This window comes from Bordetella genomosp. 4 (genome assembly GCF_002261185.1).
In the GTDB taxonomy this organism is placed as follows: Bacteria; Pseudomonadota; Gammaproteobacteria; order Burkholderiales; family Burkholderiaceae_B; genus Bordetella_A.
Window position 1 is genome coordinate 25,725 of record NZ_NEVQ01000014.1, and the last position, 14,416, is coordinate 40,140.

A 14,416-nucleotide genomic window follows, 5' to 3' on the forward strand; every position below is an offset into this window, starting at 1 on the left:
GGAGAGCCTTCGCATGAATGCGCAGATCGCCTTGATCCTGGGGCAGGATGGCATTACCAACGGCGCGGTCTACGCGCTGTTGGCACTGTCCATCCTGCTGGTTTTCACCGTCACCCGGGTGCTGTTCATTCCGCAGGGGGAGTTCGTCGCTTTTGGTGCGCTGACCATGGCGGCGCTGCAAGCGGGCACGCCGACACGCATGGTGTGGTTGCTCGCAGGCTTCGCGGTGGCGGAATTTCTGGCCGATGTCATCGCCGCACGCCGGCGCACAGGGAACCTGCGCATAGGTCCCTGGATGATCATCAAGCTGATCTATCCATTCGCGCTGGCCGTCCTGCTCTATGCCTTGCCGTTGGCCTCATTACCCATGGTGCTGCGCGCGCTGCTCGCATTGGCGATTCTCGTCCCCATGGGTCCGCAGCTCTACCGTTTGTTTTTTCAACCCATCGCATCAGCATCCACCTTGGTGTTGTTGATCGTGTCCATCGCCGTACACCTGGCCCTGGTGGGTCTGGGTTTATTGATCTTCGGCCCCGAGGGCGCGCGTACCGATCCGTTCAGTGATGTCAGTTTTCCGCTGGGACCGATCAACATCAACAGTCAGGCGATCTGGGTCGTCCTCGTGTCCTTGATCCTCATCGTGGTGCTGTATACGTTCTTTGAACGCACCATGTATGGCAAAGCCCTGCGAGCCGCGGCATTCAACCGCCTTGGCGCGAGACTCATGGGGATTTCGCCGACGCTGGCCGGCAAGGCTACATTTTTTTTGGCCGCGTTGATCGGCACGGTCTCGGGCATCCTCATCGCTCCGATTACCACCATCTATTTCGACTCGGGTTTTCTCATCAGCCTGAAAGGCTTTGTCGGTTCGATCATCGGCGGATTGGTGAGCTATCCGATCGCCGCCGCAGGGGCTGTGCTCGTGGGGTTGATCGAGGCTTTCTCCGCATTCTGGGCCAGTGCCTATAAAGACATCATCGTGTTCACGCTCATCATCCCCGTACTCGTCTGGCGTTCACTGAAAAGCCATCATGTCGAAGAGGAGGACGACGAGTGAAGCCGCGCCACATTGTCCTGATTTTCCTGGCGCTCTTGTTGCTGGCGCCGCTGGTATTGCCGCCGTTCTACGTCACGCTGCTGAACTACATCGGTCTGTATGCGATGGTGTCGTTGGGCCTGGTGCTGTTGACCGGTGTGGGAGGCCTGACGAGTTTCGGACAGGCGGCGTTCATAGGGCTGGGCGCATACACCACCGCGGTGCTGACCACGCAAGCCGACAGCTTGCCTGCATGGCTGGCTTGGATGGGGACATCGCCGTGGATCACGTTGGTCGTCGGCCTGATATTGACCTTGATTGTTGCCTGGCTGCTGGGCGCGATCACCTTGAGCCTGTCCGGGCATTTTCTGCCGTTGGGCACGATCGCGTGGGGGCTGAGCCTTTACCTCGCGTTCGGCTCTGTCGAGGGGCTGGGCGGCCATACAGGCCTGCCCGACATTCCGCCGATTTCGCTCGGCAGCCTGGTATTGAATACCGGTCCAAGCATTTACTACCTGATCTGGGCGTTCCTGATGCTGGCTGTCTGGTGCACGCGCAATTTGCTGGACTCCCGCGAGGGCCGCGCTATACGCGCCTTGAAAGGCGGACGCATCATGGCTGAGTCCATGGGGGTGAACACCACGCGTGCACGCATGGTGATCTTTCTCATCGCCGCGTTGCAGGCCTGCGCCTCGGGCTGGTTGTATGCCCATATGCAGCGCTTTGTTAACCCCCATCCGTTCGGCCTGCAAATGGGCATCGAATACATGTTCATGACGGTGATCGGCGGTGCGGGCCACGTATGGGGCGCGATTGCCGGTGCGGGGATTTTCACTGTGCTGAAGCAATGGCTTCAGGACTGGATGCCGCGTTTGCTGGGTCAAACCGGCAATTTCGAGATCATCGTTTTTGGCTTTGGCATGGTGCTCTTGCTGCACCGTGCGCGGGGCGGCGTATGGCCTGTTTTGGCGAAACTAGTTCCGGTCAAGAAGGCTCCGTTGCAGGTCAATCGGCAAGCCGAACCCCTGCCCCGCCGCGACATGCCCGCACCCGGGACGGTCTTGCTGGAAGCGCGCGACGTGACGCGCAAATTTGGCGGCCTGGTCGCCAACAACGCGATGAGCCTTACCGTTCATGCCGGCGAGATCCTGGCCCTGATAGGCCCGAATGGCGCGGGGAAAAGCACCATGTTCAACCAGATCAGTGGTGTTGATACGCCGACCTCTGGGCAAGTGCTGCTGCGCGGCGAATCTGTTGCTGGAACCGGTGCCCGGCACATTGCTGGCTTGGGCCTGTCGCGCACGTTTCAACACGTCAAGCTGCTGAGCCGCATGACGGTCTTGGAGAACGTCGCGATCGGCGCCCATCTACGTGGACATCGTGGCGTAATACAAGCTGCATGGCGACTAGATCGCCAGGAAGAACAACGCCTGCTGGCCGAGGCAGCACGTCAGATCGAACGTGTGGGGCTCGGCAAGCATCTGCATGACGAGGCGGGATCGCTGGCGCTGGGACAACAACGCATTCTGGAGATCGCTCGCGCTCTCGCATCCGACCCGTGCTTGCTGCTGTTAGACGAGCCCGCCGCCGGATTGCGTTATCAGGAAAAACAGGAACTGGGCGAACTCCTGCGGCGCTTGCGTGCCGAGGGAATGGGCATACTGCTCGTGGAACACGATATGGATTTTGTCATGGGCCTCGTGGATCGCGTCGTGGTTATGGACTTCGGCCAGAAAATCGCAGAGGGCCTGCCAGCGGAGATTCAATCGCATCCCGCCGTGCTGGAGGCTTATCTCGGAGGCATAGACGACTGATGCTCAACTCACACACGCCCCCGGACAGCCCCATGAACCGCACAAGCGCAGACGCGCTCGCGCATCCATCCGCCCCGCGCGACCTCTTGCGAGTCACGAACCTGCATGTCGCCTATGACAAGATCGAAGCGATCTCTGGCATCAATCTACGTGTAGGCGAAGGGCAGATCGTCACCGTGATCGGTCCCAACGGCGCTGGCAAGACCACATTATTGGCGGCCATCATGGGCGTGTTGCCCTCACGCGGCGAGATCGTTTTTGATGGCCACCCTCACGTGCATGCCGAGATCGAGGAAATGGTCGCGGCGGGCATGAACCTGGTTCCTGAAAAGCGCGAACTATTCGCCGAGATGAGCGTGGAAGACAACCTGATGCTGGGCGCATTTCACCGCTATCGCTCGGGCCAGCGCGACCACCATGCCAGTCTGCAAGAGGTCTACGAACTATTTCCCAGATTGCGCGAACGCCGCACACAATTGTCCGGCACACTGTCCGGCGGGGAACGGCAAATGCTGGCCGTCGGACGAGCCCTGATGGCGAAGCCCAAGCTGCTGATGCTGGACGAACCGAGCCTGGGCCTGGCACCACGCATCGTGCGTGAGGTATTCCATATCGTGGCTGAACTGCGCCGGCGCGGTGTATCCATCCTGCTGATAGAACAAAACGCCCGCGCCGCCCTGCAAGTCGCCGACTATGCCTACGTACTGGAAACCGGCGCCATCACGATCGACGGGTCGGCCGCGGATATCGCGCGGGATAAGCGGGTGATTGATGTTTATCTTGGGTTAGGGAAACACTGACGGGCAGGAATTTCGCGGCTGCCAGCGGTCCCGCCAGTGTCAGGTACGGCATTACCAGAAAGTGGGCCGATGCTTACGCGCGAAAATCCACAGTCTGCGGTCGCCCGTCCAACGACAGCGTCGCCGTTGCAGGCGGCGTGCTGGCGATCTGCTTACCCGCGCGCCAGACGTTCAGCCGTGTAGCACGCAAACGCAGCGCCTCAACCGGATTACGAGCCTGCAACAGCACCATATCCGCACGCTTGCCGACTTCTATCCCGGTTTCGTCGAGCCCAAGAATTTTGGCAGGCGCACTGGTCACCGCCTCGAAACAGGCACGCATCGCATCCTGTCCCGTCATCTGGCCCACATGCAATCCCATGTGCGCGACCTCCAACATGTCGCCCGAACCCAGGCTATACCAAGGATCCATCACACAGTCATGGCCAAACGCCACGGTCACGCCAGCCGCCATCAACTCAGGCACGCGCGTCATCCCGCGACGCTTCGGATACGTGTCGTGACGCCCCTGAATCGTGATGTTGATCAGCGGATTGGCGATCGCTGAGACCCCTGCCTCGCGAATCAAGGGAATCAGCTTGGACACGTAGTAGTTGTCCATCGAATGCATGGACGTGAGATGCGATCCCGTGACCCGGCCCTGCAGGCCTAGGCGTTGAGTGTGATACGCCAGGGTCTCGATATGACGCGACATGGGATCATCGGTCTCGTCGCAATGCATGTCGACACGCAGCCCGCGCTCGGCTGCCAATTCGCATAACAGGCGCACCGATTCCGCGCCGTCAGCCATGGTGCACTCGAAATGCGGAATACCGCCCACCACGTCCAGCCCCATATCTAAGGCGCGCTTCAGGTTGTCCATCGCCCCTGGCGAGCGCAATACCCCGTCTTGCGGGAAGGCGACCAACTGCAGATCCAGATAGGGCTTCACCCGCTCGCGCACGTGCAGTAAAGCCTCTGTCGCCAGCAAACGCGAATCACAGACATCCACGTGCGAACGAATCGCCAACAGGCCGTTGGCCACCGCCCAATCGCAATACGCCAACGCACGCTCGACCAGCGCCTCCTGGGTCAACAGGGGCTTTAATTCGCCCCACAGCGCAATGCCCTCGAGCAAGGTGCCGGATTGATTCACGCGTGGCAAGCCGTATGACAGCGTCGAATCCATATGGAAATGCGCATCGACAAACGGCGCGCTCAGCAATTGACCCTGAGCATCGACCACCTGGCCGGCCTCGGCCTGCAGCGCGGGCCGGATCGAGACAATGCGGCCATTCTGCACACCGACATCCACACCCGCCTGGCCGTCGGCCAGGTTGCAGTTCTTGATAATGAGATCGAGCATATAAAAACCTTTTGATTGACTGTGCCGGGTGGGTTCAGCGCTCGCCCTTGCGATAGGGCTTCATCAGTGCTTGAGGATACCCGGCGCGACGCGCCATCACGACCAGCGCCAAAATGGACAGCACGTATGGCAACATCAAATAGACCTGATACGGCAATTCGGGCAGGCCCGGCAGACTCGTGCCGCCCTGCTGCAACCGCAATTGCAGCGCATCAAAGAACGCGAAAATCAACGCACCCAGCAAAGCCTTGCCCGGCCGCCACGACGCAAACACCACCAAGGCCACGCATACCCAGCCGCGGCCATTGACCATATTGAAAAAGAAGGCGTTAAACGCGGCCAGAGTGAGGAAACTACCCGCAACGCCCATCAGCGCCGATCCCGCTACGATAGCGCCCATGCGCAGCTTGGTCACGGATAGGCCCTGGCCTTCGGCGGCGGCGGGATTTTCGCCCACCATGCGTATCGCCAGGCCCAGCGGCGTGCGGTTCAACACCCACGCGATCAAGGGTACGGCCACCAAGGCGATCAACGTCATCACTGTCTGGCCCGCCAATACGGGACCGATCACAGGAATGTCCTTGAAGAATGTCATCTCGGCAAACGGCGTGATCGTAGGCGGGGTATTCACGCTGGGGAATGTCACGCGATAGGCGAAATAACTCAGGCTCGTCGCCAGCAAGGTCACACCCAATCCGGACACGTGTTGCGACAGCCCTAACGGCACCGTCAACACCGCATGCAATAGTCCGAACACCATGCCTGCAAGTGCGGCTGCCAGCACGCCCACATAAAGCGGCGCGCCCAGATACACCACCAGCCAACCGGTAAAGGCCCCCGCCGCCATGATGCCCTCGATGCCCAGGTTCAACACCCCGGCACGCTCGCACAAGAGCACGCCCAGCGTGCCCAGGATCAACGGCGTGGCCAAACGCAGCACGGCGACCCAAAACGCGCTCGAACTCAACAAATCCATCCATTCCATGCGCGTCTCCTCAGGCCTGCTTGCGGCGCAGACGATACTGCGCGAACAGGGTGGCCACCAGCATGGACAACAGCGATGCGGCCACAATCACATCGGCAATATAGTTCGGCACGGCAATCGCGCGGCTCATGCTGTCGGCGCCCACCAACATCCCCGCAACGAAAATGCTGGCCACGACCACGCCCAGCGGATGCAAGCCCGCCAACATGGCTACCACCACGCCCGTATAGCCATAGCCAGGCGACATATCCAGCGTCACATAACTCGTGCGTCCTGCGACCTCGATCGCCCCGGCCAGTCCCGCCAGCGCGCCCGACAACATCGCTGTGCCCAGCATCACGCGCGTCACCGGCAGGCCCAGAAAACGCGAAGCATGGGCGTTCGCACCCACGGCACGCATCTGCAGACCGAAAACCGTATAGCGATTGATCAGCCACAGGGCGACGGCGAGACCCAGCGCCCAGAGCAATCCCGTATGCGCGCGAGTCTTCGCAATCAACTTGCCAAACTCGAGATCGGGATTCAGCGCTACCGATTGCGGCCAACCCATGGCCATCGGGTCTTTCATGATGCCGTCGAGCATCATCGAGACGAACAACAGCACAATGAAGTTGCCGAGCAGCGTGGTCACCACCTCATCGACACCCAGACGGGTTTTCAGCAAGGCGGGAATCAACAGCAACAACGCGCCAGCCAACGCAGCGGCGATCATCATGCCCGCGAACAGCACCGGCACCGGCAAATCAAAGCCGACGCCATCGTGCATCCCGCCCACTGCCACCGCAGCCAAGGCGCCCAGATACAGCTGCCCCTCGGCACCGATGTTGTAGAACCGCGCACGGAATGCCACCGCACAGGCCAATCCGGTCAACATCAACGGGGTCGCGCGCGTCAGTGTTTCCGACAACGCAAACCGCGAACCGAACGCGCCGTCGAACAACAGCGCATACGTCTGGCCCACCGGCGCACCGGCCCATGCCACCAGCAACGCACAGATCAATAAGGTAAACACAATCGCCGCCAGTGGCGCTAACAGCAATGCCGTGCGGCTGGCTTCAGTGCGGCGTTCCAAATACAGATTCATGATGTGATAAATAGTCGTCAGGCAGGCACAGCGCCCGTCATAGCCAGGCCTACCGATGCAGGCGTCCATTCAGCCACAGGCTTCACGGCGATGATCTTGCCGCCGCACATGACCGCAATGCGATCGGCCAAGGCAAAGATTTCCTCCAGGTCTTCGGACACCAACAGGATGCCTGCGCCCCGTTCGCGCGCAGCCAATAGCTGTTCACGTACATAGGCGACTGCCCCGATGTCCAGCCCCCAAGTCGGCTGGTCGGCCACGATCAACCTCGGCTGCCGGGCCAGCGTGCGGCCCAGAATCAGCTTTTGCATATTGCCGCCGGACAAGCTGCGGGTGCGCACATCCAGCGAGGCAGCACGCACGTCAAATTGCTTGCTCAATTCACGGGCATAGGCGCGGCCAGCCTGCGCGCGCACCATCCCCAGGCGGGTAAAGCGCTTGTCGTTCAGGTCTTCGATGATGGCGTTTTCCCATAAAGGGCTATCGCCGATGACACCCTCGTGATGACGGTCTTCGGGAATCCGCCCCACACCCGCCGCCGTCCAGCCCGCAGGTGTGCGCGGCGCGGCTGCGTGGTCCGGTCCCAATCTGATGGTGCCATCGTCAGGCTGGCGCAATCCGTTCAGCACCGACACCAAAGCCTGTTGGCCATTGCCCGCGACACCGGCGATGGCCACGATCTCGTGGGTATGCACAATCAAATCGGCAGCGTCTAGCAGCGGCGCGCCGCCCTGACTGTTGCTTACGGTCACCTGCGACAGCGTCACCACAGGCGCTGCCTGGGCACGCGGTTCGGCGCTCTGCACACGCGGCATCACGACCTTGCGGCCGACCATCAGCTCGGCCAGTTCTGCCGCATTGGTCGATGCTGTATCGCGTTCGGCCACGAGCTTGCCTTGGCGCAGCACGGCCACACGTTGCGATACCGCCATGACTTCATCCAGCTTGTGCGAAATGAAAATCACGGCAAGTCCCTCGGCCACGAAACCGCGCAGGGTCGCGAACAAGCCATCGACCTCCTGCGGTGTCAACACGGCCGTCGGCTCGTCCAGGATGAGGATCCGCGCGCCACGGTAGAGCGCCTTGAGAATCTCGACGCGCTGCTTCTCGCCCACAGACAGGCTTCCTACGCGCGCATCGGGGTCCACCCCCAGGCCAAAGCGCTGGCCCAGCTCGATCAGCCGCTGCCGGGCCTGCTTGCGCCCGGAAGCGAGCCGCCACAGCGACTGCGTGCCCACCATCACGTTGTCCAGCACGCTCATGTTGTCTGCCAACGTGAAATGCTGATGGACCATGCCGACGCCCGCAGCCAGCGCGGCGTCGGGACGGCCGGGCGGCAACGCCTGGCCGTAGACCGTGATACGGCCGGCGTCGGCCACGTAATGCCCGAACAGAATGGACACCAACGTGGACTTGCCCGCGCCGTTTTCCCCCAACAGGGCGAGCACCTCGCCCTGCTTCACGCTCAGCGAGACGCCGTCATTCGCCGTCAGGCTGCCAAAACGCTTGGTAATGCCCTCGAGTTGCAGGGCCAGGGTATCCGTCATTTGGCGCTGGACTTGGGTTCGCTGTTGTTCACTTTGACTTCAAAGCTGCCATCCAGGATCGCCTTTTGCTTGGCTTCGACCTTGGCTTTGAGCTCCGCCGGGATCTTCGACTCGAACGTGCCCAACGGCGCCAGCTCGGAGCCCTTGAACTTCATCAGCGAATACTGGCCGTAGTCCTCCGCGGCGAACTTGCCTGCCTTGACCTGAGCCAACGCGTGCTCGATCGTCGGCTCCATGTTCCACAATGCCGACGCCACGACCGTCTCGGGGTATTGAGGCTGCGTATCGACCACGTTGCCGATCGCGAGCTTGCCGCGCTCCTTGGCCGCATCAGACACACCAAAACGCTCGGCGTACAGTACGTCAGCACCCTGATCGATCATCGCAAAGGCGGCTTCTTTGGCCTTTGGAGGATCAAACCACGAGCCGATGAACGACACAGTGAAGCTGACCTTGGGATTGATTTCCTGGGCACCTGCCATGAACGCCTGCATCAAGCGATTGACTTCGGGAATGGGATATCCGCCCACCAAACCGATCTTGCCCGACTGGCTCATGCCGCCGGCGATCATGCCGGTCAGGTACGCCGGCTCTTGAATATAGTTGTCAAACACCGAAAAATTCGGCTTTTGCGGTTTGGCCGACGAGCCCATCAGGAACGCGGTCTCGGGATAGTCCTTGGCGACCTTGCGTGCTGCGGCCTCTACGGCAAAGGCCTCGCCCACGATCAGCTTGTTGCCCTGCTCCGCATACTGGCGCACGACGCGCTCGTAGTCAGCGTTGCTGACGTTCTCGGAAAACACGTATTCGATTTCGCCCTTTTCCTTGGCGGCGTTCAGCGCCTTGTGAATGCGCGATACCCATTGTTGCTCGACCGGCACGGTATAGACGGCCGCGACTTTGATCTTGGCCGCGTCCTGCGCCTGGGCCCAGCCCGACATCACGAACACGCCCGCGGCCGCCACGCCGAGTTTCAGCACGCTACGGCGGGCAAGTCCGGATACGGACGGGAGATTTTCAAACATCATGGTTTCGGCTCCTAGGCGATATAAAAAGCCCTCAACCCGAACGCGGCACAGGTGCCCCTGCACAACTCGGGGCGCATCTGAACAACGAGGGAAAACGGCAGGCATCAGGCGACGTAGCGGGGCTACTGGTGTTAGTGACCCGAGGGGTCAGAGTGAAAGTCGCCCGGAATCAAGCAAAATGCATGCCGCATGCTCGTGCCGCACGACCTGTCACACAAAAGCCCCGCCGCGGCCCGGCAACAAAAACCAGGCCGGACGGGATTGTAGTCAATCTATGAGGGGCTGAACGCACTGTTTGGGTGCGTTTTACGAAAAAACAGCCGATCTCAATGCACTATTGCGGCGCATTCAGTCTGCGCCGGGCGTGATGTCATGGCGCAGTGCATTCACGAGCTTGCCCAGCCGTTCCTTGCCCGCTCGGCATCCGGGCGGTCAGGCGCTGTGACGCAACCAGAGCGCCAAGCGCCAGCACCGTCAAGACCACCGAAGCCGGCGCCAACCACAGCAAACCAAGGTGGTCGGCCACGCGTCCGCCCACGCCTGATCCCAACGCAATTCCTAAAAAGATGCCCGACGAATTCAAGGCGATCACCATCCCCCGATAGTCGGGTTCCAATGCGACGACACGGCGCAACTGGGACGGATAAAACACGTCCTGCATCACTGCCCAGATGACGAGCAGCAGGAACAATAGGCCCAGCCTGAGCAGATCCTCCCACAACGGCGCACCCAACACCGCAATTGCGATAAAGACCAGCACCACCGTCACCATCACGATGCGCAGCAGCCGATCGGCAGAATGATGCAACGATACCCGCTGCGCGATCAGATTTCCCGCAATGCCTGTCAGTCCAAACAACAACAAGGCGATGCCGCTCTCTGTGGCAGTCGCGCCGAAATGATGGGTGATCAGCGGCAAGATCAAGGTATAAGTCGCAAAAAACGCCGCGGTTTGCAATACCACCACAGCCAATCCCGCCGCCGTTGCCGGCCGCAATAGCAGCTGCAGTAATCCCCTCGGCCGCATCGGCTCCCCGTGCGACGTGTCGTGTACCGTAGCGATTATCCAACCTAGGCTCGCCATGGCAATCATCGTGAGTCCAATGAAGACCGCCCGCCAACCGAAGGCTTGGGCCAGCGCTGCGGCTACCGGCGCCGCCACGACGCTGGACAAAGTGACTCCGACGAACACGACGGCCAACGCTTTGCCTCGCCGCTCTGCGGGCGCCAGTCCCGCCCCGATCGCATTGGCCACCGGGCTGACAATCGCCGCGCCCAAGCCGGCTGCGATCCGCGTAATCAGCAACCAGACAAAGCTGCCCGTAAATGCCCCGGCCAACGTCGCAAGCAACATCACCACCAGACCGCTCAACAACAGCGTCCGCCTACGCGCGTGGCCGACCAGCACCTGCAGCACCGGCGCCCCGACTGCAAACGCAATCGAGAACGCCGTCATCAATAGCGCCGCATCGCCGGGCGAGATCTGCCAGGCCTCTACTAAAGCGGGCAAGGCGCCCACCACGCCATACGACATTCCGCCCACCGCAAAGTTTGCGCTGGCCAAGGCACGCAAGGCATGCCGCTCAGGCTCATCCGATTTTCTCGTCCGCACATCCGACTCCGAATCATTCCGCGCCGAACTCCCAGTCCGGCCCTGTCAGACCATAGTGTGCTCAGACTGCTGCTATATTTGAAATCGATTATTAATATCGGAGCCATCCAAATGGCTGATACACCATCGCCTTTGCGCGGATCGGATCTGGCGTTGCTGGGGTCCTTGGACGTGCTGCTTGAGGAAGCCAACGTCACCCGTGCAGCCGAGCGGCTGCACCTCAGCCAACCCGCGCTATCTGCACAACTCGCCCGGCTACGCGAGTTGACCAATGACGCGTTGCTGGTCCCGGCAAAACACGGCCGTGGCATGACGCCCACTGCCCGCGCATTGGCCATCCGCGAGCCCCTGCGAGCCGCATTGCACGAATTGCACGCTGCCCTCGCCCGCGGCGTGGATTTTGACCCCGCGCATGATTCACGCACCTTTCAAATTCTGGCTAGCGACAATGGCTTTGTCATGGTCGGCCTGGATCTGGTCCGCCGCGTCGCCAGCCGCGCACCCCATGTGCAACTCGCATTTCACACGGTCCCTGCCGACACGGCGGGCGCCTGGCTCGCTAACGGCAAAGCAGATTTACTCATCGCGGCGGGTTTTTCAACGCCAGCCGACGCACGCCGCCAGCAATTATTGAGCGAACGTTATGTCATGGCGCAACGTAAAGCGCACCCTAGAGGGCTCACGCCGCCCGACCTCGATGACTATTGCGCCTTGGGTCACGTGATTGTGTCAGGAGACGGCGGCAATTTTCACGGCTTTATGGACGATGTCATCGCTCGCCATGGCCGTACGCGCAACGTCGCCGTTTCCGTTCAACAGTATCACTTGGCGCCGCTCGTGATCGAAGCCACGGATTATGTGTGCGCCCTGCCTGAACGCTTCTTGCAACGGTTCTCGGACCGGCTGGATTTGCTTCCATTGCCGGTGGAGGTCGGCGGATTTGGACTCACGGCCGCATGGCACCCTCGCCATGACGCCGATGCTGCGCATTCGTGGCTGCGCAATGAGCTATTTGCGGCGGCTGCGAGCCGCGCTCTCTGAATCCACGCCGATCGCGCTCGCGGTATAAAACGGCAATGGGCGGAATTCCCGCCCATTGCTCATTGAACGTTATGCCGTTCAGGCTTTGCGCAGATTTCTCAACGCATCCAGACTCCACGCTCCCGCGCCCTGCGCAGCCAGGCTCAAGAACCCGCCCGCGATGGCGATGTTCTTCCAAAAATTAATGGCTTGCATGGCGTCGCTGAAATTCGCGTGAAACACAACAGCCGTGGCAACGGAGAAAAGCGCAAACGCGATCGCGATCCAGCGCGTGAACAGACCCGCGGCAATCGCCAACCCGCCACCCAGTTCCAACAAAATGACCAGCGGCAACAAGGCGGGCGACACACCCATCGCGCTCATATATTGTTCAGCGCCCGCGTAGCCCGTGATTTTGCCCCAACCAGAAATAATAAAAATAAGCGCCAGGCCGATTCGGCCCAGCAGAGAGAGTGTTGCATTCATGGTGATTTCCTATTCGTTTGCCCGCGTTTCGGGATACGCACACTTTATTGACATTACTGGCAACGATAAATACGGAATAAAATGACAGTTTGTCCCAAAAACAGAGACAATCCATGCTTGACCTCCAGCAGATCAATAGTTTTCTCGCCGTCGTCCGTCATGGAAGTTTTGTCAGCGCCGCCGAGGCCACCAACCTGTCCAAGGCCGCCATTTCGCGGCATGTCGCTGATCTGGAGGCGCATCTGGGACTGCGTTTGCTGCACCGGACCACACGCCGCCTATCGCTAACTGAAGACGGACAGCGCTTTCACGCCAGGGCAGTCGAACTCGCGGCGGCGCTCGACGAACTGGAAACCGAAACCGTCTCGCATGGCGGCCACGCCGTGGGCATGCTGCGCATCAACGCACCGCTCTCCTTTGGCCTGTTGCATCTGGCGCCGTTATGGCCGCGATTTCTCGCCGAAAATCCCAACGTCTCGTTGGATATCGATCTGAACGATCGCATCGTCGATCTGGTGGATGAGGGATACGATCTCGCGATACGCATTACCAACTTGCCGGACTCGCGCCTGATCAGCCGCCAGTTGGCGAGTACCCGGATGGCATTGTGCGCCTCACCGCAATACGTCAAAAAACACGGCCGTCCGAAAACGCCCGAGGACCTGGCTGATCACCACATCGTTTCTTATAGCTATCTGACCAGCAAAGATGACTGGCGATTCGCCGGCCCTCATGGTGAGGTACGCGTCAGGGTCAATCCCCGGATTCGCACAAACAGCGGCGATACCTGCCGTCTGGCCGCATTAGCGCATCAGGGAATCATCCTGCAGCCCGACTTTCTCATCGGCGAGGATCTCAAACAAGGCACGCTCGTCGAGCTGATGCCAGGATACGATGCGTTTACGCTTGGCATACATGTGGTCTATGCCAGCCGCAAACACATGTCGTTGAAGATGCGTAGGATGCTTGATTTTTTGGTCAATGCGTTTGAGAGTCCTTCGTGGGTGTGATTGGCGTTTCAACGTGTGGGGCGGGGGTATGAGTGCTATTGGACGTCGAGGCGGGGCAGTGACCGTGTTGGCGCTTCACGGAGTCGGTCGGCCGCCTGCGCGGCCGACACCGCTTTGTCAACCTCGTCGCTACGCTCCTTCGGTTTCCCTCGCTCGACTCCGAGGCGCGCCAACACGGTCACTGCCCCGCCTCGACTCGCAGTATCTCTGATTCCCTCCGTCACTGGCACGGCTGGTCTTCGTAGGCTTCGTAGGCACTGGCGTTTGCAAGGATGAAGATCTCGCAGGGCTGCTATTCATGGCCGCCTACGGGCGCGGCCATGAATAGCGTGCGTGATCTGCATGCGAAGGCTTTGGCATCGGAGATGAACAGAAGATCTCTCGAGCTAGGGCGTCGTGACACATAGAGACTTACTACGCATCGTCGGATGCGCCACATGCGTCATGCTCTACATCTCGTCGTACGTTCTACGTATCATCGTCGCATGCATCAACTCTAGCCAAGCAGACCTTCCAACTTGGCACCACGCCACCCCGCCGCATGCCCGGACCGATCGCCATTTTCGGGGGTGCAGGGCACCCGAAAATGGCAGCCCTGCAAGATCTTCCTCTTTGCCAACACGGTCACAGAAAAACGCCAAGCAAGACA

At 60.5% G+C, this 14,416-nt stretch carries 12 protein-coding genes; 5 read left to right on the forward strand and 7 right to left on the reverse strand.

Features of this window, described 5'->3' with window-relative positions; translation table 11 throughout:
• Window positions 1–13 precede the first annotated feature (13 nt).
• From CAL20_RS16285 to CAL20_RS16295, 3 genes are read left to right on the forward strand one after another with little or no spacing between them, the layout of a single operon-like run.
• A complete protein-coding gene (locus CAL20_RS16285; RefSeq protein WP_094820873.1) occupies window positions 14–1,057 on the forward strand; it encodes a branched-chain amino acid ABC transporter permease in 1,044 nt (347 codons plus the stop codon).
• Complete coding sequence (locus CAL20_RS16290) at window positions 1,054–2,850, forward strand: branched-chain amino acid ABC transporter ATP-binding protein/permease (protein ID WP_094838414.1); 1,797 nt, start codon at window positions 1,054–1,056, stop codon at window positions 2,848–2,850. Before CAL20_RS16285 ends, CAL20_RS16290 begins: the two co-directional genes overlap by 4 nt.
• 32 nt (window positions 2,851–2,882) lie before the next feature.
• Entirely contained in the window at window positions 2,883–3,650 is a 768-nt protein-coding gene (locus CAL20_RS16295) for an ABC transporter ATP-binding protein (protein ID WP_094820871.1), read from the forward strand.
• A gap of 73 nt (window positions 3,651–3,723) precedes the next feature.
• Here the strand turns inward: CAL20_RS16295 and CAL20_RS16300 are convergent, their stop codons facing one another.
• The 6 genes from CAL20_RS16300 to CAL20_RS16325 form a co-directional block, all read right to left on the reverse strand.
• Window positions 3,724–4,995 (reverse strand): amidohydrolase family protein, encoded by a 1,272-nt coding sequence (locus tag CAL20_RS16300; protein ID WP_094820870.1) that lies wholly within the window; start codon window positions 4,993–4,995, stop codon window positions 3,724–3,726.
• A gap of 34 nt (window positions 4,996–5,029) precedes the next feature.
• Window positions 5,030–5,980: an ABC transporter permease gene (locus CAL20_RS16305; RefSeq protein WP_094820869.1), complete on the reverse strand. Its 951-nt coding sequence runs from the start codon at window positions 5,978–5,980 to the stop codon at window positions 5,030–5,032.
• Window positions 5,981–5,990: 10 nt separating this feature from the next.
• Complete coding sequence (locus CAL20_RS16310; RefSeq protein ID WP_094821375.1) at window positions 5,991–7,064, reverse strand: ABC transporter permease; 1,074 nt, start codon at window positions 7,062–7,064, stop codon at window positions 5,991–5,993.
• Window positions 7,065–7,081: 17 nt separating this feature from the next.
• Entirely contained in the window at window positions 7,082–8,611 is a 1,530-nt protein-coding gene (locus CAL20_RS16315) for an ABC transporter ATP-binding protein (RefSeq protein WP_094820868.1), read from the reverse strand.
• Complete coding sequence (locus tag CAL20_RS16320) at window positions 8,608–9,639, reverse strand: BMP family protein (RefSeq protein ID WP_094820867.1); 1,032 nt, start codon at window positions 9,637–9,639, stop codon at window positions 8,608–8,610. The genes CAL20_RS16315 and CAL20_RS16320 overlap by 4 nt, the downstream gene beginning before the upstream one ends.
• A gap of 370 nt (window positions 9,640–10,009) precedes the next feature.
• On the reverse strand, window positions 10,010–11,251 hold the full coding sequence (locus tag CAL20_RS16325; protein ID WP_254923993.1) for an MFS transporter: 1,242 nt from the start codon (window positions 11,249–11,251) through the stop codon (window positions 10,010–10,012).
• Between the two features lie 111 nt (window positions 11,252–11,362).
• Here CAL20_RS16325 and CAL20_RS16330 point away from each other — a divergent pair, with 111 nt between their 5' ends.
• Complete coding sequence (locus CAL20_RS16330; RefSeq protein WP_094838415.1) at window positions 11,363–12,292, forward strand: LysR family transcriptional regulator; 930 nt, start codon at window positions 11,363–11,365, stop codon at window positions 12,290–12,292.
• Window positions 12,293–12,370: 78 nt separating this feature from the next.
• Here CAL20_RS16330 and CAL20_RS16335 read toward each other — a convergent pair whose 3' ends face one another.
• Window positions 12,371–12,757, reverse strand: coding sequence for a DoxX family protein (locus CAL20_RS16335; protein WP_094820865.1), 387 nt, complete (start codon window positions 12,755–12,757; stop codon window positions 12,371–12,373).
• A 113-nt stretch (window positions 12,758–12,870) separates the two neighbouring features.
• Between CAL20_RS16335 and CAL20_RS16340 the strand changes: the two genes are divergently transcribed.
• A complete protein-coding gene (locus CAL20_RS16340) occupies window positions 12,871–13,767 on the forward strand; it encodes a LysR family transcriptional regulator (protein WP_094820864.1) in 897 nt (298 codons plus the stop codon).
• Window positions 13,768–14,416: the final 649 nt, after the last annotated feature.

Excerpts from the sequence above, each read along its gene's own strand:
- CAL20_RS16285 (WP_094820873.1), top strand. The coding sequence starts at position 14 with ATGAATGCGCAGATCGCCTTGATCCTGGGGCAGGATGGCATTACCAAC.
- CAL20_RS16295 (WP_094820871.1), top strand. The coding sequence starts at position 2,883 with ATGAACCGCACAAGCGCAGACGCGCTCGCGCATCCATCCGCCCCGCGC.
- CAL20_RS16300 (WP_094820870.1), bottom strand. The coding sequence starts at position 4,995 with ATGCTCGATCTCATTATCAAGAACTGCAACCTGGCCGACGGCCAGGCG.
- CAL20_RS16305 (WP_094820869.1), bottom strand. The coding sequence starts at position 5,980 with ATGGAATGGATGGATTTGTTGAGTTCGAGCGCGTTTTGGGTCGCCGTG.
- CAL20_RS16310 (WP_094821375.1), bottom strand. The coding sequence starts at position 7,064 with ATGAATCTGTATTTGGAACGCCGCACTGAAGCCAGCCGCACGGCATTG.
- CAL20_RS16315 (WP_094820868.1), bottom strand. The coding sequence starts at position 8,611 with ATGACGGATACCCTGGCCCTGCAACTCGAGGGCATTACCAAGCGTTTT.
- CAL20_RS16320 (WP_094820867.1), bottom strand. The coding sequence starts at position 9,639 with ATGATGTTTGAAAATCTCCCGTCCGTATCCGGACTTGCCCGCCGTAGC.
- CAL20_RS16330 (WP_094838415.1), top strand. The coding sequence starts at position 11,363 with ATGGCTGATACACCATCGCCTTTGCGCGGATCGGATCTGGCGTTGCTG.
- CAL20_RS16335 (WP_094820865.1), bottom strand. The coding sequence starts at position 12,757 with ATGAATGCAACACTCTCTCTGCTGGGCCGAATCGGCCTGGCGCTTATT.
- CAL20_RS16340 (WP_094820864.1), top strand. The coding sequence starts at position 12,871 with ATGCTTGACCTCCAGCAGATCAATAGTTTTCTCGCCGTCGTCCGTCAT.